17 protein-coding genes are annotated in these 20,852 nt (G+C 67.0%); 12 read left to right on the forward strand and 5 right to left on the reverse strand.

Annotation, left to right across the window (positions count from 1 at the left end; translation table 11 throughout):
• Nucleotides 1-45 precede the first annotated feature (45 nt).
• The 4 genes from AB4Y40_RS00850 (at nucleotide 46) to AB4Y40_RS00865 (ending at nucleotide 4,285) form a co-directional block, all read left to right on the forward strand.
• Nucleotides 46-1,791, forward strand: a complete 1,746-nt coding sequence (locus AB4Y40_RS00850; protein WP_368686077.1) for a ClcB-like voltage-gated chloride channel protein — start codon at nucleotides 46-48, stop codon at nucleotides 1,789-1,791.
• A 149-nt stretch (nucleotides 1,792-1,940) separates the two neighbouring features.
• Nucleotides 1,941-3,290, forward strand: a complete 1,350-nt coding sequence (locus AB4Y40_RS00855) for a C45 family autoproteolytic acyltransferase/hydolase (RefSeq protein ID WP_368686078.1) — start codon at nucleotides 1,941-1,943, stop codon at nucleotides 3,288-3,290.
• A 247-nt stretch (nucleotides 3,291-3,537) separates the two neighbouring features.
• A complete protein-coding gene (locus tag AB4Y40_RS00860; protein WP_368686079.1) occupies nucleotides 3,538-3,810 on the forward strand; it encodes a hypothetical protein in 273 nt (90 codons plus the stop codon).
• Nucleotides 3,811-4,054: 244 nt separating this feature from the next.
• Complete coding sequence (locus AB4Y40_RS00865) at nucleotides 4,055-4,285, forward strand: DUF2795 domain-containing protein (protein WP_069265678.1); 231 nt, start codon at nucleotides 4,055-4,057, stop codon at nucleotides 4,283-4,285.
• A gap of 34 nt (nucleotides 4,286-4,319) precedes the next feature.
• On the opposite strand, the gene AB4Y40_RS00870 is transcribed toward AB4Y40_RS00865, so the two are convergent.
• Entirely contained in the window at nucleotides 4,320-4,937 is a 618-nt protein-coding gene (locus AB4Y40_RS00870; protein ID WP_368686080.1) for a TetR/AcrR family transcriptional regulator, read from the reverse strand.
• Nucleotides 4,938-5,190: 253 nt separating this feature from the next.
• On the opposite strand from AB4Y40_RS00870, the gene AB4Y40_RS00875 reads away from it, so the two are divergent.
• The 4 genes from AB4Y40_RS00875 to AB4Y40_RS00890 all read left to right on the forward strand — a co-directional run bounded on the left by AB4Y40_RS00875 (nucleotide 5,191) and on the right by AB4Y40_RS00890 (nucleotide 11,764).
• Nucleotides 5,191-6,327 (forward strand): efflux RND transporter periplasmic adaptor subunit, encoded by a 1,137-nt coding sequence (locus AB4Y40_RS00875; RefSeq protein ID WP_368686081.1) that lies wholly within the window; start codon nucleotides 5,191-5,193, stop codon nucleotides 6,325-6,327.
• Nucleotides 6,324-9,479, forward strand: coding sequence for an efflux RND transporter permease subunit (locus AB4Y40_RS00880; protein WP_368686082.1), 3,156 nt, complete (start codon nucleotides 6,324-6,326; stop codon nucleotides 9,477-9,479). The genes AB4Y40_RS00875 and AB4Y40_RS00880 overlap by 4 nt, the downstream gene beginning before the upstream one ends.
• Nucleotides 9,476-11,059, forward strand: a complete 1,584-nt coding sequence (locus tag AB4Y40_RS00885) for an efflux transporter outer membrane subunit (protein WP_368686083.1) — start codon at nucleotides 9,476-9,478, stop codon at nucleotides 11,057-11,059. The genes AB4Y40_RS00880 and AB4Y40_RS00885 overlap by 4 nt, the downstream gene beginning before the upstream one ends.
• 84 nt (nucleotides 11,060-11,143) lie before the next feature.
• Nucleotides 11,144-11,764 (forward strand): 2-hydroxychromene-2-carboxylate isomerase, encoded by a 621-nt coding sequence (locus AB4Y40_RS00890; protein WP_368686084.1) that lies wholly within the window; start codon nucleotides 11,144-11,146, stop codon nucleotides 11,762-11,764.
• 392 nt (nucleotides 11,765-12,156) lie between these two features.
• On the opposite strand, the gene AB4Y40_RS00895 is transcribed toward AB4Y40_RS00890, so the two are convergent.
• Entirely contained in the window at nucleotides 12,157-14,685 is a 2,529-nt protein-coding gene (locus tag AB4Y40_RS00895; RefSeq protein ID WP_368686085.1) for a penicillin-binding protein 1A, read from the reverse strand.
• Between the two features lie 163 nt (nucleotides 14,686-14,848).
• Nucleotides 14,849-15,145, reverse strand: coding sequence for a hypothetical protein (locus tag AB4Y40_RS00900; RefSeq protein ID WP_368686086.1), 297 nt, complete (start codon nucleotides 15,143-15,145; stop codon nucleotides 14,849-14,851).
• A 140-nt stretch (nucleotides 15,146-15,285) separates the two neighbouring features.
• Here AB4Y40_RS00900 and AB4Y40_RS00905 point away from each other — a divergent pair, with 140 nt between their 5' ends.
• From AB4Y40_RS00905 to AB4Y40_RS00920, 4 genes are all read left to right on the forward strand, one after another.
• Nucleotides 15,286-15,939 carry a hypothetical protein gene (locus AB4Y40_RS00905; RefSeq protein WP_368686087.1) on the forward strand — a complete coding sequence of 218 codons (654 nt, stop codon included), beginning with the start codon at nucleotides 15,286-15,288 and terminating at the stop codon, nucleotides 15,937-15,939.
• 398 nt (nucleotides 15,940-16,337) lie between these two features.
• The gene (locus tag AB4Y40_RS00910; protein WP_069265671.1) at nucleotides 16,338-17,018 is read left to right on the forward strand and encodes a PspA/IM30 family protein; all 681 of its coding nucleotides are present in this window, start codon (nucleotides 16,338-16,340) and stop codon (nucleotides 17,016-17,018) included.
• Between the two features lie 125 nt (nucleotides 17,019-17,143).
• The gene (locus AB4Y40_RS00915; RefSeq protein ID WP_368686088.1) at nucleotides 17,144-18,310 is read left to right on the forward strand and encodes a tetratricopeptide repeat protein; all 1,167 of its coding nucleotides are present in this window, start codon (nucleotides 17,144-17,146) and stop codon (nucleotides 18,308-18,310) included.
• A 94-nt stretch (nucleotides 18,311-18,404) separates the two neighbouring features.
• Nucleotides 18,405-19,913 (forward strand): flavin-containing monooxygenase, encoded by a 1,509-nt coding sequence (locus AB4Y40_RS00920; protein WP_368686089.1) that lies wholly within the window; start codon nucleotides 18,405-18,407, stop codon nucleotides 19,911-19,913.
• Here AB4Y40_RS00920 and AB4Y40_RS00925 read toward each other — a convergent pair.
• Complete coding sequence (locus AB4Y40_RS00925) at nucleotides 19,910-20,680, reverse strand: class I SAM-dependent methyltransferase (RefSeq protein WP_368686090.1); 771 nt, start codon at nucleotides 20,678-20,680, stop codon at nucleotides 19,910-19,912. The genes AB4Y40_RS00920 and AB4Y40_RS00925 overlap by 4 nt on opposite strands.
• 18 nt (nucleotides 20,681-20,698) lie before the next feature.
• Nucleotides 20,699-20,830: a hypothetical protein gene (locus AB4Y40_RS00930; protein ID WP_256094777.1), complete on the reverse strand. Its 132-nt coding sequence runs from the start codon at nucleotides 20,828-20,830 to the stop codon at nucleotides 20,699-20,701.
• Nucleotides 20,831-20,852 lie beyond the last annotated feature (22 nt).

A 20,852-nucleotide genomic window follows, 5' to 3' on the forward strand; every position in this document is an offset into this window, starting at 1 on the left:
TGCGCACGCGCGGCTTTCTTTCACCCTTAACCTGACCCGCCCGCCGTGCTGTCATTCCTGCTGAAACTGCGCACCCGCGCGCGCGATCTCTTTCGCCTGTCCGACGCCCATACGATGCTGATCTGGTCGGTCATCGTCGGCGTGGCGGGCGCGTTTGCGACCGTGATCTTTCGCGAGGGCATCGCGCACGTGCAAATGCTTTTCACGGGCAGCGAAGGCAGCCTTGTCGAGATGGCGCGCCACCTGCCGTGGCACCGGCGCATCTGGATGCCGGCCGCCGGCGGCTTCATCGCGGGATGCCTGCTGCTGCTCGCGCGGCGCAAGGCGCCCGGCAGCAGCGGCAAGGCGATGCACGCCGACTACATCGAGGCGGTGGCGATCGGCGACGGCGTCATGCCCGTCGGCACGAGCATCTGGCGCAGCCTCTCGTCGCTCTTCACGATCGCGAGCGGCGGCTCGATCGGCCGTGAAGGCCCGATGGTGCAGCTCGCCGCCCTCGCCGCCTCGCTGATCGGCCGCTGGGTCCACTTCGATCCCTCGCGGCTGCGCCTGCTCGTCGCGTGCGGCGCGGCGGCCGGTATCACTTCGGCGTACAACGCGCCCATCGCCGGCGCCTTCTTCGTGACCGAAATCGTGCTCGGCTCCATCGTCATGGAAAGCTTCGGGCCGATCGTGGTCTCCTCGGTCGTCGCCAACATCACCATGCGCGAGTTCGCGGGCTACAAGCCGCCGTACGAGATGCCCGTGTTCCCGCCGGTGACGGGCGTCGAGGTGCTGCTCTTCGTGGGGCTCGGCCTCCTGTGCGGCGCGCTCGCCCCGCAGTTCCTCATGATGATGGCCACCGCGAAAAAGGGCTTTGGCCGCATCAACGCGCCGCTGCCCGTGCGGCTCGCGCTCGGCGGTCTCGTGGTCGGCATTCTTTCGGTGTGGACGCCCGAGGTGTGGGGCAACGGCTATAGCGTCGTGAACTCCATCCTCCATTCGCCGTGGACCTGGACGGCGCTCGCCACGGTGCTCGTTTTCAAGCTCATCGCGACGGCCGCGACGGTCGGCTCGGGCGCCGTGGGCGGCGTGTTCACGCCGACGCTCTTCATGGGCGCCGTGCTCGGCTGCCTGTTCGGCCAGGGCATGCACGCGCTCTGGCCCGACGGCACCTCGGCGTCGTACGCCTACGCGATGGTGGGCATGGGCGCGTTCCTCGCGGGCGCGACCCAGGCGCCGCTCATGGCGATTCTGATGATCTTCGAGATGACGCTGAGCTACCAGGTGGTGCTGCCGCTCATGCTCTCGTGCGTCGTTGCGTATTTCGTCGCGCGCGCGATCGGCAAGGCGTCGATGTACGAAATCACGCTGCATCGCAATCGCGAGGAAGCCGAACGCATGCGCCTGCGCATGACGCAGATGCGCGAGCTGGTGCGCCCCGCGCAGACTGTCGTTCTGGAGAGCGCCACGGTGCAGGAGATGACGCGCGTGTTCCTCGAATATCCGGTCAAGTACCTCTACGTGACCGACGAGACGGGGCGCTTTCTCGGCGCGGTTGCGCTCGCCGACATCACCTCGGACCTGCTGCAAAAGCGCGATACCGCGCACAAGCACGCCCGCGACTACCTGAAGCCGACGTTCGACGTGCTCACGCCCGACATGCCGCTCGCCGTCGGCCTGCAGCACTTCATGTCGTTTCAGGGCGAGCGCCTGCCCGTGGTCGAAAGCACGCGCGAGCCGACACTCGCGGGCGTGGTGTACAAGACGTCGCTGCTCGACGCCTATCAGCGCATGAACGCGGAGCGGTAGGCTTCGCCAGCCCACGAGCCCCGTGGCAAAGCGCAGCGGATTTTCTAGAATCTAGAGGGAAACGCGCTACGCGGCCCGCCCTGTGCGTCCGCGCACCGACGTGCGCGCAGCGGGCAGCGAGAATCGACGCGGGGATGACCGGAGCGAAGATGAGCGAACCCTCACTCGAAGCCGTACGCCGCGACCACGCGGGCTGGATATTCGTGCACTTGCAGGGCGAGCCTTACGACCGCGGCGAGCAGCACGGCAAATTGCTCGCCAACGAAATCCGCAATGCGATCCGCACCGCGCGCTACCTCGCGAAGTGGGACACGGGCGAGGACTTCGACACCTTCATCAACGCGGCGATCGTGCAGTTCGCGCCGCGCCTCGACACCGAATTCGCCGACGAGATCCAGGGTATCGCCGACGGCGCCGGTCTCAAATTCGCCGAAGTGCTCGCCTGGAACGGCTACATGGACCTGCTGCAGAGCTGGTGGCCGGTTCATGTTGCGACACAGCAAGCGCAGCCGGCGGTGCGCCCCTGGCGCGGGCGGCGCGGCCACCATTGCAGCGCCTTCATCGCGACGGGCAGCGCGACGCGCGACGGCCGCATCGTCATGGCGCACAACTCGTGGGACCGCTACGCGGCCGGCGATGCCTTCAATATCGTGTTCGACATCGTGCCCGACTCGGGGCACCGTATCCTCATGCAGGGCCTGCCCGGCTGCATCTCGAGCCTCACCGACTTCTGGATCAACGGCGCGGGCCTGATGGTGACGGAGACGACCATCTCGAACTTCATCGGCTACCGTGCGAACGGCGCCCCCGAGTTCTATCGCTCGCGCCGCGCGACGCAGTATGCGTCGAGCATCGCGCAATGGTGCGAGATGTTCGCGCAGGCGAACAACGCGGGCTATGTGAACAGCTGGCTGCTCGGCGACACCAAAACGGGCGAGATCGCGCGCTACGAACTGGGCCTGCAGCACGCGGGCTTCGAGAGCACGAAAGACGGCTTCTACAGCGGCTTCAACGCGGCCACGGACCTCAAGATCCGCAACCAGGAGTGCACCGGCGAAGCCGACGACTACACCGACGTGCGCCGCAACGGCGCGCGCCGCCTGCGCTTCATGCAACTCGCGCAGGAGCACCGCGGGACGATCGACGCCGAACTCGCCAAGGCGATGATTGCGGACCACCACGACGTCTACCTCGAGCGCAGCGACAACCCGTGCTCGCGCACGATCTGCGGCCATCTCGAACTCGACGACGCGCGCTTCGGCGGCGCCGACCACGGGCCGTTCAACCCATGGGGCGCGAACGACGGCAAGGTGGTCGACAGCGAAATGGCGCGCGATCTGTCGTTCTGGGCGCGCTGGGGCCATCCCTGCGGCCGCCCGTTCGACGCCCAGGCGTTCATGCAGCGCCACCCACAATGGAACTGGCTCAACGGCTATATGCGCGACCGCCCGTCGTGGCCCTGGACGCGTTTCGAGGCGCTGCGCAGGCCCTCGCTTTAATCCCGCGTAACGGCGGCGCCGACAAAAAAGCACGCGCGTTCGAGACGTGTCGGCGCATTTCCTGCCATCATGGTATTTCCGTATGCGCCTCGCGCACATGAGCCGTCCAGGTGGCTCGTTGCGCCTTCGCGTAGCGGCGCGCCGGGCCGCCCCGGCTGGCGCGGCTGCCTGCGCCGCCACCCACGCTGGCGGATGCGGTACGGCGCTTGCTGCGACCTATGGGCCGCATGAGAAAGGAGGTCGAGCGATGAAAACCTCGACACTGATGACCACCGTGCTGTTGTCGGCGTCGTGCTTCGCCGCTCCGGTACGCACCGCCCAGGACTCACCGGTCGCCCAGGCCAGCGCGCACATTCCGCTCGCAAGTGGACAGTCCCACGCCTACGACGCCCCCGTGGCGCCCCCCGCCCCCAACGTGCCCGTGACCGCCAACGGTCCGCAACACTGGGAGTACCTCACGCTGCCCAGGTCGCATCGGCTGGACAAGACGCTAAGCCCGGACCTGCACGAGCAGACCTGAGCCTGGCCGGTACTCCCGTTTGCGAACAAGCGGCAAAGAAAAGTGGCGCATGAGCGGCAAATGAGCAGCGCGTGCGCACGCCGCGAGGGCGTGCGAGGAGGATTGTGTATGCTTGAGGCGCGGCGCTAGCGCTGCGCGCTGCAATGCAAACAAAGCGCGAACAAAGTCTGAACAAAATCCGCACAACAAACGAGACGACGACGCGGACCGCCAATGCCGGCCGCCCGCGCAAAGGACGCCACGCATGTCAGCCTCTCGCATTCCCGACGAACCCATCGACCTGCAATTCGCCGACGTGCTGCGCGAAGTGCGCTGGCCCGCCAACAAGGACGAACTCGTGGACGCCGCGCGCGAGGCCGGCGCCAGCAACGAGGTGCTCGGCATCCTCGACGGCATGCCCGAGCAGGATTACCAGGACGTCGCGTCGGTTACGCGGCTGATCGGCAGCAACTACGGCCCTGGCCTCGGCTCCTGACGCGCGCGCGTCGCGGGCTGCGTGCACGCCGGGCTCACGCGTCGCGGCCGAACACCACGCGTGCGAAAAAAGTCCCCAGCACGGTTTCGACGACCGGCGGCGTGACATGCTGCGGATCGGCCGTGGCGAGAAACTGCACCCCGTCGCACAGCCCCATCAGCCCGAGCGCGAGCAATTCCGGATCGAGCGGCACCGGCATGCCCACGCGCGCCGCAAATTCCTCGATGTACACGGCAAGACTTTCGCGTTTTTCCTTCATGAAGGCGTTGTAGCGCGTGCGAAAGCGCGCGTCGCGCGCGGCCAGCAGCCTGGCTTCCACCCACAGCAGGAAGACCTTGTTGTCCTGCGGCATACGGCTGTAGTAGGAGAGCACGCGCGCCTCCATCTGCTCGCGCGAGACCTCGGTCTCGAAGATGGCGCGCAGGTCGGTCTGCATGGCTTCGTGATCGCGCCGCAGCAGTTCCACGAGCAGGTCCGACTTGCCCGAAAAGTTCGAGTAGAACGCGCCGCGCGTGTACCCCGCCGCGTGCGCGATGTCCTCGACGCTCGCGCCCACGAACCCTTTTTTCATGAACACGGCCTGCGCGGCGTCGAGCAGGCGCTCGCGCGTCTGGTCGCGGCTTTGTTCGCGGGTGAGTCGGATGCGCTTCATGGCGTGGGGCGTCGTTATGTATCACGGATGGACGCGAGTCTAGCACTGAAACATTCCTCGGATTCAGTTTCGCACTCAGATACAAGGTTGTATTAGAATCCGGCTCATCATCCCAGGTCCGGGCCGGTGCGCGAGCCGCGCCGCGCCCGCGACTCAATGGCGGCGCAGCCGGTCCGGCGGCATTGCGGTCTGCGTGCGCACCCAGCCTATCGAGGTCCAGGTGAATCGTCGCGGTCGTGGCGCATCGAGCAGAATGCGCAGTGGTACCGGTAAGTTCAGTGCACCGTGGCGGCATGCCGCGAATGTGCTTCTCGTGTTCGGCGTCGTCACGCTGGCTGCCTGCGGCAAGGAAAAGGAAGCCCCGCCGCAGCCGCGCACGGTCGTCTCGATGACCGTGCACCCCGACGGCGGCGGCGTGAGTCCCGTCTATCCAGGCGATATCGAGGCGCGCAACGCCACGCCGCTTTCGTTTCGCGTGAACGGCAAGATCATCGAGCGCAGCGTGCGCCTGGGCGACAGCGTCAAGCCCGGCCAGACGCTCGCGCGGCTCGATCCTGCAGACTTCGAAAAGAACGCGGCCAGCGCGCAGGCCCAATTCGACGCCGCGCAGCATCGCCTCGGCTTCGCGAAGCAGCAGCTCGATCGCGACACGGCCCAGTCGGCGGCCAATCTCATCGCCCGCGCGCAGCTCGAACAGACGCAGGATGCCTACGCCTCGGCCGCGGCCCAGCGCGATCAGGCGCAGCAGCAGCTCGCGCTGGCAAAGAACCAGCTGCGCTATACGCAGATCGTCGCCGACCACGCGGGTGTCATCACCGCCGAAAACGCCGACACCGGCCAGAACGTGCAGGCCGGCCAGGCGGTCTACCAGCTCGCGTGGAGCGGCGACGTCGACGTGGTGTGCGACCTGCCCGAGCGCGCCGTGGCCGCGCTGCACACCGGCGACACCGCGCAGGTCACGCTCGGTGCCCTGCCCGGCCGCCACTACACGGCGCGCCTGCGCGAACTCGCCGCCGCGGCGGACCCGCAAAGCCGCACGTGGCGCGCGCGGCTCACGCTCGAACATCCCGACGCCGACGTGCGCCTCGGCATGACCGCCAACGTGGCGTTCGCGGCCCCGAGCGAGGCCAGCGCGCCGGCCGCGTTTACCGTGCCGGCCACCGCGCTCTTCCACGACGGCGAGGCGCCCGCCATCTGGGTCGTCCACGCGCCCGACAACGTGCTGCAGTTGCGGCGCGTAAGCATCGCGCGCTACGACGCGCGCACGATCACCGTGGCAAGCGGATTGCAGGACGGCGAGCGCATCGTGCTGCAAGGCGTCCATACGGTGCACGCGGGCGAGCGGGTACGGCCGGTCGCGCCGCTGCATCCCGAGGACTTCGCGTCATGAGCCAGACGACGGACCCGGGTCCCGGCGCCGATCACGAAGAGGGCCGCTTCAACCTGTCGGCGTGGGCGCTGCGGCATCGGGCGCTCGTCACCTTTCTCGTTGTGCTGGCAACGATATTCGGCGCGCTCGCCTATACGCGTCTTGCGCAATCGGAAGACCCTCCCTTCACGTTCCGCGTGATGGTCATCCAGACCTTCTGGCCCGGCGCGAGCGCGCGCCAGGTTGAGGACCAGGTGACGACCCGTATCGGCCGCAAGCTGCAGGAAACGCCTTATATCGACTTTCTGCGCAGCTATTCGCGGCCCGGCGAATCGCTCGTGTTCTTCACGATGAAGGACTCCGCGCCCGTGAGCGAAGTGCGCGAGACCTGGTACCAGGTGCGCAAGAAAGTCGGCGACATTGCGTACACGCTGCCTCAAGGCGTGCAAGGGCCGTTCTTCAACGACGAGTTCGGCGACGTCTACACCAACATCTACGCGCTGGAGGGCGACGGCTTTTCGCCCGCGCAACTGCACGATTACGCAGACAAGCTGCGCGAGCAGCTGCTGCGCGTGCCCGACGTCGGCAAGGTCGATTATTTCGGCGATCCGCAGCAGCGCATCTACATCGAGATTCCGAACACGCAGCTCACACGCCTCGGCATCTCGCCCACGCAGCTCGGCCAGGTGATCGGCGCGCAGAACAGCGTCTCCGCCGCGGGCACGCTCACGACCGCCGACGACCGCGTGTTCGTGCGCCCGAGCGGCCAGTACGAGGACCTCAAGGTGCTCGCCGATACGCTGATCCGCGTGAACGACCGCACGTTTCGGCTGGGCGACATCGCCACGATCCGGCGCGGCTACGACGAGCCGCTCGCCACGCAGATGCGCTTCCAGAACCAGGCGGTGCTCGGCATCGGCCTCACGATGCAGCCGGGCGGCGACGTGATCCGCCTCGGCAAGGCGCTCGATGCGCGCGTCGAGCAGTTGCGCGCGCAACTTCCCGCTGGGCTGAAGCTCGTGGAGGTGTCGAGCATGCCCGATGCGGTCGCGCGCTCGGTGGACGACTTCGTCGAAGCCGTCGCCGAGGCCGTGGGCATCGTGCTGCTCGTGAGCCTCGTTTCGCTCGGCGTGCGCACGGGCATGGTGGTGGTCATCACCATTCCGATCGTGCTCGCTGTCACCTCGCTCGCGATGTACCTCTTCGGCATCGGTCTGCACAAGGTGTCGCTCGGCACGCTCGTGCTCGCGCTCGGCCTGCTCGTCGACGACGCCATCATTTCCGTCGAGATGATGGCAGTGAAGCTCGCGCAGGGCTGGAACCGCACGCGCGCCGCTGCATTCGCCTACACCAGCACCGCGTTCCCGATGCTGACCGGCACGCTCGTCACCGTTTCGGGTTTCCTGCCCATCGTGCTCGCGAGGTCGAGCACCGGCGAGTACACGCGCTCGATCTTCCAGGTGTCCGCCATCGCGCTGATCGCCTCGTGGTTCGCGGCCGTCGTGCTGATCCCGCTGCTGGGCTACCGGCTCTTGCCCGAGCGCAAGCCCGATCCGGATGCGGCGCACGCCGCCCATGGCGACGATCACGAGCACGAGATCTACGACACGCGTTTCTATCGGCGGCTGCGCGGCTGGATCGGCTGGTGCATCGAGCGCCATGCCATCGTGCTCGTGCTGACCATCGCGCTGTTCGTGGCCGCGCTCGCGTGCTTCAAGCTCGTGCCGCAGCAGTTCTTCCCGAGTTCCGACCGGCCCGAGCTGCTCGTGGACGTGCGCCTGCCCGAAAGCGCCTCGATCGATGCGACGCTGCGCCAGACGAAGCGCCTCGAAGCGGCGATCAAGGGCCGCCCCGAGATCGATCGTTTCATCGATTTCGTCGGCACCGGCGCGCCGCGCTTCTATCTGCCGCTCGATCAGCAGTTGCAGCAGCCCAATTTCGCGCAGTTCGTGATCACGACGAAGTCGGTCGAAGACCGCGAGAAGCTCGCCAGCTGGCTCGAACCGATGCTGCGCGACAAGTTCCCGGCCATCCGCACGCGTCTCTCGCGCCTCGAGAACGGGCCGCCGGTCGGCTACCCCGTGCAGTTCCGCGTGAGCGGCGACGATATCCCGAGCGTGCGCGACATCGCGAACAAGGTGGCGGCGACGATGCGCGCCGATCCGCGTACCGACAACGTCAGTTTCGACTGGGACGAACCGGCGGGACGCTCGCTGCACTTCCAGATCGACCAGCAAAAGGCGCGCGCGCTCAATGTCTCGTCGCAGGACATCGCCAATTTCCTGCAGTTGACGTACTCGGGCTATACCGTCACGCAATTTCGCGAGCGCGACAAGCTCATCAGCGTCGATCTGCGTTCGCCCGCCGCCGAACGCGTCGATCCCGCGCGTCTGCTCTCGCTCGCCATGCCCACACCGAACGGCCCGGTGCCGCTCGGTGCGCTCGGGCATCTCGCCAACGATCTGGAGTACGGCGTGATCTGGTCGCGCGACCGGCAGCCCACGATCACCGTGCAGTCCGACGTGCGTGCGGGCGCGCAAGGCATCGACGTCACGCATGCGCTCGACGGCAAACTGGAATCGATCAAGCGCGCGCTGCCGCCCGGCTACCACATCGAGGTGGGCGGCTCCGTGGAGGAAAGCGCGAAGGGCCAGGCGTCCATCTTCGCGCAGTTGCCGGTCCTCGCCATTGCCGTGCTCACGCTGCTCATGATCCAGCTGCAAAGCATCACGCGCGTGCTGATGGTCGTGCTGACCGCGCCGCTCGGTCTGATCGGCGTGGTGATCGCCCTGCTCGTGTTCGGGCAGCCGTTCGGCTTCGTGGCCATGCTGGGCGTGATCGCCATGTTCGGAATCATCATGCGCAACTCGGTGATTCTCGTGGACCAGATCGAAACGGACATCCGCGCCGGGCACAAGCGCTTCGACGCCGTGGTGGGCGCCACGGTGCGCCGCTTCCGGCCAATCATGCTGACCGCCGCGGCCGCCGTGCTCGCGCTCATTCCGCTGTTGCGCTCGAACTTCTTCGGACCGATGGCGACGGCGCTGATGGGCGGCATCACGATTGCGACCGTGCTCACGCTGTTCTTCCTGCCCGCGGCGTACGCGGCCGCGTTCCGCGTGCGCAGCAGCGAGACTGACGAGACCGGCAAGACGCCGGAACAGGCATCATGAAGACGGATTCTTCGACATTGGCGTCGGGCCCGCATGAAACGGCGCGTTTGCCCGCAACACGTTTTCCGCACGCGCCCGGCTTGCTCGCCGCATGCGCCGCGCTCGCGCTGGCAGGCTGCGCGATGGGCCCAACCGGTGAGCCGCCCGCCATGCCGCAGCCCGAGCACTACGGTGCGCAGGCGCAACCGGCACAGACGGTCGCCGCCCAGGGCGTCGCGCAGCAGTTCGTGACGGGCGCGGAACCGGTGCCGCAATGGTGGACGCTCTACGGCTGCGACGCGCTCGATGCGCTCGTCAACGAGGGGCTCGCCAACAGCCCGAACCTCGCCGCCGCCGACCACAACCTGCAAGCCGCGCGCGAGCAGTTGCGCGGCCAGATCGGCAGCTCGCTGCTGCCGACCGTCGACGCCATCGGCATCGCGCAACGCCAGCAGCAACCCGCGATCCCGCAGTTCGGCATCGACCGGCTGCAATACGCGATTTTTGCGGGCTTGATCGACGTGCGCTACACCTTCGACGTGTTCGGCGCGACCCGCCTGAACAACGCGGCGCTCGCCTCGCGCGTGAACGTGCAGGCGTTCCAGTTCGAGGCCGCGCAGCGCGCGCTCGCGGCGAACATCGTGGCGAGCACGCTCGGCGCGGCAACGCTGCATGCGCAGATCGACACGACCGAGCAGCTGATCGCGCTCGCCAATGCGCAGGCCGACGACGTGCAAAAGCGCTACGCACTCGGCTCGGCCTCGCACACCGATCTGCTCAGCGCGCAGCAGAGCGCGGCGTCGCTCGCGGCGAGTCTGCCGGGGCTGCGTCAGCAATGGATCGCACAGCGCCATGCGCTCGCCGTGCTGATCGGCCGTACGCCTGACCAGGCGCCGCCCGACCTCGATCTCGCCAGCCTGACCTTGCCCGCGCAGGTGCCCGTGGTCATCCCTTCAGAACTCCTGAGAACCCGTCCCGACATCGAAGCCGCCGAAGCCACGCTCAAGGCGGCCGCCGCCGGCGTCGGCGCCGCCACCGCGCAGATGTACCCGAGCATCACGCTTTCGGCGGCGCTCGGCCAGGGCGGCTTCAGCTGGCCGGTGGTGACCTCCGGCGCGGGCGCGCTGTGGGCGATCGGCGCTTCGCTTTCGCAGCCGATCTTCCACGGCGGCGCACTCGTCGCCCAGCGGCGCGCGGCGCTGCAGTCCTACGAGGCAGCCAACGACACCTATAAGCAAACGGTGCTCACGGCGTTCCAGGATGTCGCCGACCGTCTCGCCGCGCTCGATCACGACGCCCAGGCCCTCGACGCGGCCAGTACCTCGGCACGCACGGCCCAGGGCGTCTACGAGGACACCAACGCGCGCTACAAGCTCGGCGCGGTGCCGTGGTACGCGGTGCGCCAAAGCGAGCAGCAATGGCGTAACGCACGGCTCGACGAAATCCGCTATCGCGGCACGCGGCTCTCCGATACGGCCGCCCTCTTCCAGGCGATGGGCAATCCGCCGGTCAACCCGGCGACGCTCGGCAGTGGCCGCGGGGCGGACACGGCCGCTGCCGCGCCCGCATCGGACACTGGCGCCGCCGCGCAAGGCAAGTAGCACGCGCGATTGTCCGGGCGTCTCGGCGTACCATGATCGCAAGCGCCGCGCACGCCGGCGCAACCGCTTCATGGAGACGACAGCATGCCCCGTCCATCGCTCGACTTCTGGTTCGACCTCGCCAGCAACTACAGCTATCTGAGCGTGATGCGCATCGACGCGCTCGCGACACGAAATGGCGTGGATGTTCGCTGGCGGCCCTTCCTCCTCGGCCCCATTCTCGACGCGCTCGGCTGGGAAGGTCCGCCCTTCGTCGTGCAGAAGGAAAAAGGCGCTTATGTGTGGCAGGACATGCGCCGGCAGTGCCGCAAATACGCGCTGCCGTGGCAGCAGCCCACCGAGTTTCCCCGCCGCACCGTGCTCGCGACGCGCATCGCCGTGCTCGCCGCCGACGAGCCGTGGCTGCCCGACTGGTGCCGCGCCGTCATGACGCGCAACTATGGCGACGACCTCGAAGTCGATTCGCCCGAAGCGGTTGCACACCTGCTCGACACGCTCGGATTGCCGGCACAGCGGCTCATCGAGGAAGCCGGCAGCGAAGCGAACCGGCTGCGCCTGCGCGAGCGCACCCAGGCGGCTCGCGATCTCGGCATCTTCGGCGCACCGACGTTTTTTGTCGGCGAGGCAATGTTCTGGGGCAACGACCGGCTGGAAGACGCGATCGAAACGGCGCTCTGCGCGCCGCGGAACCGGGACACTGCGTAGTCCTGCTCTCCGCGCTTCACTAGCGTGGAGTCGTTCGTATTCCTGCCTGTTCAGGCCGTCACGTATTCGCGCGGTTCGCACAGCCAAACCTTCGGACTGCGTTCTGACGATGTGTTTCGAGGCGCGATGCCTCATACCGCTTGCCTGTGCACAAAGCCTTTGGCGTCAGCCAGTTAGCTTCGATATCCCAGGGTTATGAACAGGGGCTTCAACAAAAACTGTGGAAAACTCAGCGCGAGAGTTACCCACAGATTTCGTTGACAGCCCTGTGGAAAAGCCCTGGAAAGCTCGACCAACTCCTTGGCCCACAAGGAAATTCTGCTCACCAAACAAAACACGGCGCGCCGTTGCCGACGCGCCGTGTTTATCCTGCAGAACTCATCGAACCAGCATCAAGGCTTGTTCGATTCGAACAGATCCATGATCTGCTTCTTCTCCGTCGTGGTCACGCTCGGCGGGGTCATGCCGCCCGGACCCATGCTGCCGGTCGCGCCGCTCGCATCGCTCGCCGCACCCGCCGGGTTCGCGGAGTCCAGACCGATGCTCGCGACGAAGCCGCTACCCGGCGTCATGTCCGAGAAGAACAGTTCGTCGTTGATCGTCGTGAGGCCCTCGGGCATCGCCGGCTCTTCCTGCGGCACGCCGCGCAGCGCACGCTGCATGTACTCCACCCAGATCGGCAACGCGAGCTGCGCGCCGAATTCGCGGCTGCCTAGACTCTTCGGCTGGTCGTAGCCCATCCACGCCACGGCAACCAGCGTGCGCTGATAACCCGCGAACCAGCCGTCCTTGGCGTCGTTGGTCGTACCGGTCTTGCCTTGCAGGTCGTTGCGATGGAGCACGTTGGTGCCGGCGCCGGTACCCGCCGTCGCCACCGAGTGCAGCAGGCTGTTCATCACGAACGCGTTGCGCGGCGAGAGCGTTTGCGGCGCATTCTGGCCCGCCACCAGCGGCTGCGCGCGCAGGATCGGCTGGCCGCGCGCGTCGTCCACTTCGGCGATCAGGTACGGGTTGATGCGATAGCCGCCGTTCGCGAACACGCTATACGCGCCCGCCGACTGCAGCGGCGTGACGAGGCCCGCGCCGAGCGCCATCGGCAGGTACGGCGGGGTCTTGTCCGCGTCGAAGCCGAAGCGCTGCGTCACGTAGTCCTGCGCGTACTTCGTGCCGATGTACGAGAGGATGCGGATCGACACGAGGTTCTTCGACTTCTGCAGCGCGAGGCGCATCGACATCGGCCCTTCGGGCTGGTCGTCGTCCTTCGGCTCCCACGCGTCGCCGCCCGGCGAGCTGGGGGGGAAGTACAGCGGCGCGTCGTTGATGATCGTCGCCGGTCCGAGGCCCTTTTCGAGCGAAGCCGAGTAGATGAACGGCTTAAAGCTCGAGCCCGGCTGACGCCATGCCTGCGTGATGTGGTTGAACTTGTTCTTGTTGAAGTCGAAGCCGCCGATCAGCGCACGGATCGCACCGTCCTGCGGCGTGAGCGAGACGAGCGCGCCTTCGACCTGCGGCAGCTGCGTGATCTGCCAGTTGCCCTTCGCGTCTTCCATCAGGCGCACGATCGAGCCGGGGCGAATGCGCAGCGCCTGCGACGCGCGCGGCGAGAGCGCGGCGGCGACGAAGCGCAGGCCCTCGCCCGTCACCGTCACCGAGGTGCCGTCGAGCTGTTGCGCCGTCACCGACTTCGGGCCCGCGTCGGTCACGACCGCCGAGACGAGGTCGCCGTTGTCCGGGTGATCGGTGAGCGCGTCTTCGATGGCCTGCTCGCGGTCGTCGCCGTCGGCGGGCAGTTGCACGAAGCCTTCCGGTCCGCGATAGCCGTGACGGCGCTCATAGTCCATCACGCCCTTGCGCACGGCCGCGTACGCGGCGTCCTGGTCGGCCGAATCGATCGTCGTCGTCACCGTGAGGCCGCGCGTATAGGTCTCGTCCTTGTACTGCGCGTACATCATCTGGCGCACCATTTCCGCGACGTATTCGGCGTGCACGTTGTACTCGGTGCCGGCCGTCTTCGTCTGCAGCGGCTCCTTGATCGCCACGTCGTACTGCGCCTGGGTGATGTAGCCGAGGTCGAGCATGCGCTTGAGGATGTACTCCTGGCGAATCTTCGCGCGGTGCGGATTGACGATCGGGTTATACGCCGAAGGCGCCTTCGGCAGGCCCGCGAGCATCGCCGCCTGAGCGACCGTGATGTCCTTCAGGTCCTTGCCGAAGTACACGCGCGCCGCCGCCGAAAAACCGTAGGCGCGCTGACCCAGATAAATCTGGTTCATGTACAGCTCGAGAATCTGGTCCTTCGTCAGTGCGCGCTCGATCTTGTAGGCGAGCAGCATCTCGTAGACCTTACGCGTGTAGGTCTTCTCGCTCGACAGGAAGAAGTTGCGCGCGACCTGCATCGTGATCGTGCTCGCGCCCTGCGAGGCGCCGCCGTGCATGAGGTCCGCCACGCCCGCGCGCAGGATGCCGACGAAGTCCACGCCGCCGTGCTCGTAGAACCGGTAGTCCTCGATGGCGAGCACGGCCTTCTTCTGGATGTCAGGAATATCCTGGAAGCGCACGAGCTGACGGCGCTCTTCGCCGAACTCGCCGATCAGCACGTGATCGGCGGTATAGATGCGCAGCGGCACCTTGGGCTGATAGTTGGTGAGAGCGTCGAGCGACGGCAGTTGCGGTCCCATCACGACGAGCGCGTAGCCCAAGAGCAGCGCACCGACCACGCAGAGCGTGCCGATCAGGCCGACGAACCAGAGCGCGAGCGTAGTGCCGATGGAGCGCCGCTTCGGGCTCCCGTCGCGCGGCCCGTTGCCGCCGGACCCGCCGCCCGATTCAGGTCGGCGAGGCGGCTGGCGCCCGTTGTTGAAGGAGGGTTCCCGATCTTCGTTCGGGTACTGCGGTGAAGGCGGTCGTTTGATGATAGGCATGACTGGAATGATGGACGCGTCTCGCGCGCGCCGGCTGCGCGCAACTCGCGCGCATGGATCTCGACCACGGCGTCATGGCGCCAATGCGGCATACGACGTCGCCGGCTCAATCCCGGCGACGCGGCGCGACCGGCAACGCCCCCGTCCGGCCGCGCGGCGCGCACTATGGCACGCCACATGCGAATACCCGCCCGATCAGGCGCCATCCGCGAAATGTAACAGCGCATTCTAAAGAAATCGCGGGCGCCGGGTCGCGCTTTTTTTGTAAGAGTTTCTTGGGAAACGCTTCCCGCCCGATTTTTTGGCAGCCTAGGCGCTGGCTTGCGCCGATCATGGCTTTATGCGCGAAAAGTTTCGTAACCATCTTCCTGTCGTGCGACAAATTAGACATTGTGCCGTTGTTGACGGCAGATTCTTGCAGGCAGGGTTGTTCCTGGTCGCGCACCTTCCAATTGCGCATCGGCGCACTCGTCTTATGATGAAAGATCTGCTACACGCCCCTGTCTGCGCCCAGGCGAGCACGCATTCATTCTTACAAAAAGCTGTTGCGCAGGCAGGCAAACCGACGTCATACGAAGCCGACCCAACGGCCCGTCGATCATGAACAAGCCCAGCGAACGCATCGTCGTCTTCGTTACGCCCGCGCAAAAGCGCGCGATCTCCGCCACCGCCGACGAGCTCGGCATCAGCATCAGCGAACTCATGCGCCGCGCCGTGATCGCATTCAGCGCTACGAGCGATCAGGTGAAGGCCGCGAGCATCGTCGACCGGCTGAACGCGCCGCGTCAACCCGACGCCCTCGCCCAGGTGCTGCAAAAGGCCGCGAGGCCGCTGCGCGTGGGCCGTGCGGGCGCGATCCGGCCACCCGCAGGCGCGGCGGCGGCCATCGGTGCGACCGACGCGGCTGCCAACGCGCAAAAGGATACCGAAGCAGCTGCGGCCATTCATGATGACGCCCCCCACGAGGCAACGCCTCAAGCGCCAAACGCCCCCCTGCCCGCCGCACACACCGACGAGGCGGACGTGAGCCATGCCGCGCGCGAAATCGCCCAGGCTGTCGCCCGGCTGAGCGCCGAAGCGGCCGCCGCAGCGGAAAGCGCCGCGCTCGACACGGCCGCGGCGCAGTCGCTCGACGTCGAACCACTGCAGCCGCTGAGCTCGGCGCCCTTCGCGCGCTCGCGGCGCGACGCAAGCGATCCACGCGACGAAGCCCGCAGCGACGACGCTGCGCCCGAAGGCGGCAAATACGCCTGACACGGGCCGCATCCGCTTCGCCCTACGCACGAGTCACGATCGGCTTAACGCCCGCTTACACGCGCGCCCGCGAGCGCCGCGCGGGCCCGATTCCTTTAAGTCCCTTTTAAGACGGGCCGTGGTGTAATATCCGCGATCGATGGCGGCGCCCGGCCTGCAGCGGTGCTTCGCGCCGTGCAGCCAGGCCTCGTCCTGACGAACATACGCGTGCAAGAAAACCCCTTCACGCTATTGCAATTGCCGCACTCGCCCCGATTTGCGCCGTGCATGCGCACCAGGCGTAAAGCGGCGTAAGCTGGCAGATGGATCCGCCCTCTGCCAGCCGGCTGGCGCGTGTGGCCAACCGCGTACACGCACCTCGGCCCACCATGGCCGATCTCATTTCACTGGAGGAATTCATGTCGCTTTTCGACTCCATCTCCCGCACCGTCAAGGGCCTGCTCAACGACGCCGCCGACTCGGTGCAGGATCCGTCGCGCGACGCGCGCCAGATCGTGCGTGAGCTCGACGACAGCATCGGCCGCGCGGAGAACTCGCTCGTCGAGATCCAGGCGCAGGTCGCGACGCAGCAAAGCAAGCGCGACGTGGCCGCCGACAAGGCGAAGAAGTACGAAGACGGCGCGAAGCGCGCGCTGCAATCGGGCGACGAAGCGCTCGCACGCGAAGCGCTCGGCGCGCAGCAAACCGCCGAAGCCGAACGCGATGCACTCGCGGGCGAACTCGCGAAGCTCGAACCGTCGGTCGATCAACTGAAGCAGCAGATCGACGACATGCGCCAACGCCGCAACGATCTGAACGCGCGCTCGAACATCCTGCAGGCGAAGCAGCAGATCGCCCAGGCGAAGGATGTCGCGGCCACGGCGCTGGGCGGCATCGGCGGGAAGAATCTCGATGGCGACTTCCAGAAGCTGGAAGAGAAGGTCGCGCTGTCGAACGCGCGCTCGGACGCCCGCCTGAATTCGTCCGACCAGTCGAGCGGCAAGGCGCTCGACGACAAGCTCGCGGCGCTCAACAAGGGCCCGTCGGTCGACGAGCGCCTCGAGGCGCTCAAGAAGCAGATGAACACGCCGGCACAGTAAGCGCCTGCGTGCTGGATGCGGCGCGGCATGGTCCGTGCGGCCGATGCAGTCGGCAGGCGCCCGATGGCGCCGCATCCCCGTATCGAATGCCATGGAGACGGGCGTCAATCCGCCCGGCCTGCAACATGAAAAAGTTTCTTGCCGCTGCCAGCATCGCCGTTGCGTCGCTCGCCTTCACGGGCGGCGTTGCGTTCGCCGTGCCTAGCGTGCAGCAGATCGAATCCGCGATGTCCCAAGGCGACTGGCAGCGCGCCGACTCCGGCCTGACTGAAGTCCTGCAGGCGCATCCGGACAACGCTCGCGCGCACTACCTCTACGCCCAGGTGCTCGACCGCGAAGGCCGTTACAGCGACGCGCTTACGCAGGTCGAGCAGGCGAAGTCGCTCGATCCGCAAATCCGCTTCACCCAGCCGCAGCGTTTCGCGCAGGTCGAAGCGAAGATTCGTTCCGACGCCTCGCGCGCCGGCAGTGTCAACACGAACAGCACGGGCAACCCGTTCACGCAGCAGCAGCTGGCCGCGCCCGCGCCACAGAAGCGAGGTCCTGGTATGGGCATGTGGATCGGTATCGCCATTTTGTTGGTTGGCATTGCGCTCGTGCTGCGCTGGACGCTGCGCCGTGCGAAGTCCACCGAAGACGCGAAGGCCGGCGACGACCGCCGCGACCAGCTCAAGCGCGCCACCGAGTTGCTCAACGGCGTGCGTTCGCTCAAGCTCGACGTGAAGCTCTCGACCGCACCCGGTCACGAAGCGCTCGAAAAGGAAGTCGAGGGACTCGAAGCGCAGTTGCGCAGCCTCGTCGAAATGCTCTCGAACAGCGCGAATCCGCGGCCGCCGTATGAGATCGAGGATCTCGAGCGCCAGTTCGCGAGCCTCAAGGCGCGCGCCGAGGGCCGCCCCGATCCGAATGCGCAGCCTGCAGCGCCCGACTACGGCAGCAACTCCAGCTACGCGCGCGAAGCCGACGCCGCCTTCGGACGTCAGCCGCAGTATCCGCCTGCGCCGCCGCAGCAACCGCCGCAGGTCATCGTGCAGCAAGGCGGCGGTGGCATGGGCGGCATGGGTGGCCTGCTCACGGGCGTGCTGCTCGGCGAAGCCCTGAACCATGGCCGTGACCGCGTGATCGAGCGCGATGTGTATGTCGACGACGACGGCCGCCGCGTTCAGCGCGACGGCAACAATGGCGGCGGCCTCGACTTCGGCCAGGGCTCGAACGACTGGGACGACGGCTCGGGCGGCGGCGGTGTCGATATGGGCAGCAACGACAGCTCGGACGACTGGAACAACTCCTGAACGCCTGAGGCTTCCCGAGCGCAAGCCGCTAAAGCAACGACGGGCTCCTTCATGGAGCCCGTTTTGCATCGGCGCACAACACGACACATCACACATGACGGCGGACGCACACATGGCCAAGGAAGCGCTAGGCAACGGGGGCGCGCTGCGCATCGCCATCATCGGCAGCGGCTTTTCCGGCATCGGCATGGCGATCCGGCTGCGGCGCATGGGCGTGGATTCGTTCACGATCTATGAGGCCGCCGAAGGCCTCGGCGGCACCTGGCGCGACAACGCCTATCCGGGCGCCGCCTGCGATATTCCTTCGCACCTCTATTCGTTTTCGTTCGAGCTGAATCCGGCGTGGACGCGCACCTTCGCGCCGCAGCACGAAATCCTCGACTACCTGCGCCATTGCGCACACAAGTACGACGTCGAGCGCTTCATCGAATACCGTTCGCGAGTGCGCGCGGCGCGCTTCCTGGAGGCGCGCGGCGTCTGGCAGGTGGAGATCGAACGCGACGGCGCGCTCGCGACGATCGAAGCCGATATCGTGATCGCCGCGAACGGTCCGCTCTCGCGCCCGGCGCTGCCGCATATCGCGGGCATCGAGCGCTTCGAAGGCAAGCTGTTCCACTCGGCGCGCTGGGAACACGACTACGCGCTCGAAGGCAAGCGCATCGCCGTGATCGGCACCGGTGCGAGCGCGATCCAGTTCGTGCCGCGTATCCAGCCGCGTGCGGCGCAACTCACGGTGTTTCAGCGCACGCCGCCGTGGATCATGCCGCGGCCCGACCGCGCCATCAGCGAGCGCTGGCGCTGGATTTATCGGCACCTGCCCTTGGCGCAACGCGTGGCTCGCGCCAGGATTTACTGGCAGCACGAATCGCGTGCGCTCGGCTTTGCGGTGGAGCCGCGCCTGCTCAAGGCGCCGACGAAGTTCGCGCTGAGCTACCTCGCGCACAAGGTGAAAGACCCCAACCTGCGTGCGCGCCTCACGCCCGACTATCTGCTGGGCTGCAAGCGCGTGCTGCTCTCGAGCGACTACTACCCTGCCCTCGCGCAGCCTAACGTCGAGCTGGTGACCGACGCGATCCGCGAGGTCGTCGCCGATGGCATCGTCACCGCCGACGGCACGCATCGGCCTTTCGACGCGATCGTCTGCGGTACGGGCTTTCAGGTCAACGATGTGGATGCGCCTTTCCAGGTGACGGGCGCAGGCGGCCAGGACCTCGGCGAGACATGGCGGCGCGACGGCCCCGAGGCCTACCTCGGCGCGAGCGTCGCGGGCTTCCCGAATCTCTTCTTCGTGATCGGGCCGAATACGGCGCTCGGGCACAACTCGATGATCTACATGATCGAGTCGCATATTGCCTATATCGCGGCCTGCATCCGCGCGCTGCAGCGCTCGGGCGCCCGCACGATGGAGGTTCGCGCCGAGGCGCAGCAAAGCTGGAACGCGCGCGTGCAGGCGCGTTTCGCGCGCACCGTGTGGCAGTCGGGCTGCCGCAGCTACTACCTGACGCGGGCGGGCAAGAACACCGCCCTTTGGCCCGGCTTCACGTTCATGTTCCGCCGCAAAACGCGCCGCGTGCGCACCGCCGACTACGCGTTCGGGCGCTAGACACGCTGCGGATGCCCCGCGTACACGCGCGTCTCGTACGCGAAGTTCACGGTGCCGTCCTTTTGTGTCGCCTCGAACAGCTCGCGCAGCGCCGCGAGCATTGGCTCGTGGCGTTCGTCGCCCGCGCGCGGCGCGTACGACGACGACATCAGCCGTCCGCGCAGGCCATCGAAGTCGAGCAGTTGCGCATTCGGGAACACCGTCTGATGCTCGAAGCCGTCGCCGAACCAGTCGGCCATCGCAGCCGAGTCGGGATAGGTTTCGGCCACCCGCGCGTAGTCGGGGCAAAACCGCTGCAGGAGCGCCTCGTAGCCCGCCAAAAACGCCGAGCCTTCGAGCAGGCGGCTGTTCCAGAACAGCACGATTTTGCCGCGCGGCTTGAGGATGCGCGCGAATTCGCGCTGCGTGTCGGTCTTGTGGAACCAGTGGAACGCCTGCGCGGCGCTCACGAGATCCACGCTCGCGGCTTCGAGCGTCGTCGCCTCCGCCGTACCCGCCACGCTGCAATAGCCTTGATAGCCGCCCAGCAGCTCGTCCGCCGCGGCGCGCATGGCCGCGTTCGGCTCGACGGCCGTGACCGGATGGCCCGCGTCGAGAAAGAGTTTCGTGGAGAGGCCCGTGCCCGCGCCGATGTCGGCCACGGGCGCGCCCGGCGCGATGCCGCACTCCACATGCACGAAGGTCGCCACTTCGCGCGGATAGGTCGGCCGGAATTTCACGTAGTCTGCGACCCGGTCGGTGAAACGCCGGGTGGAATCGTCGATCATCGTCTGCCCTTTCGTCGTTCAACCGCCCCCGCCGAGGAGCTTCACCAGCTCCCAGAGGAAGCGCAACACCATCACGATCAGCTCCCAGAGCTGGATCAGCTGCTGCCAGAGCGCGAGCGGCGCGCTCCCGCCGAAAATCGCTTCTATCATCTTGCTCCCGTCGCGACGCCCC

Origin of the sequence: Paraburkholderia sp. EG287B (assembly GCF_040965595.1) — a bacterium.
In the GTDB taxonomy this organism is placed as follows: domain Bacteria; phylum Pseudomonadota; class Gammaproteobacteria; order Burkholderiales; family Burkholderiaceae; genus Paraburkholderia.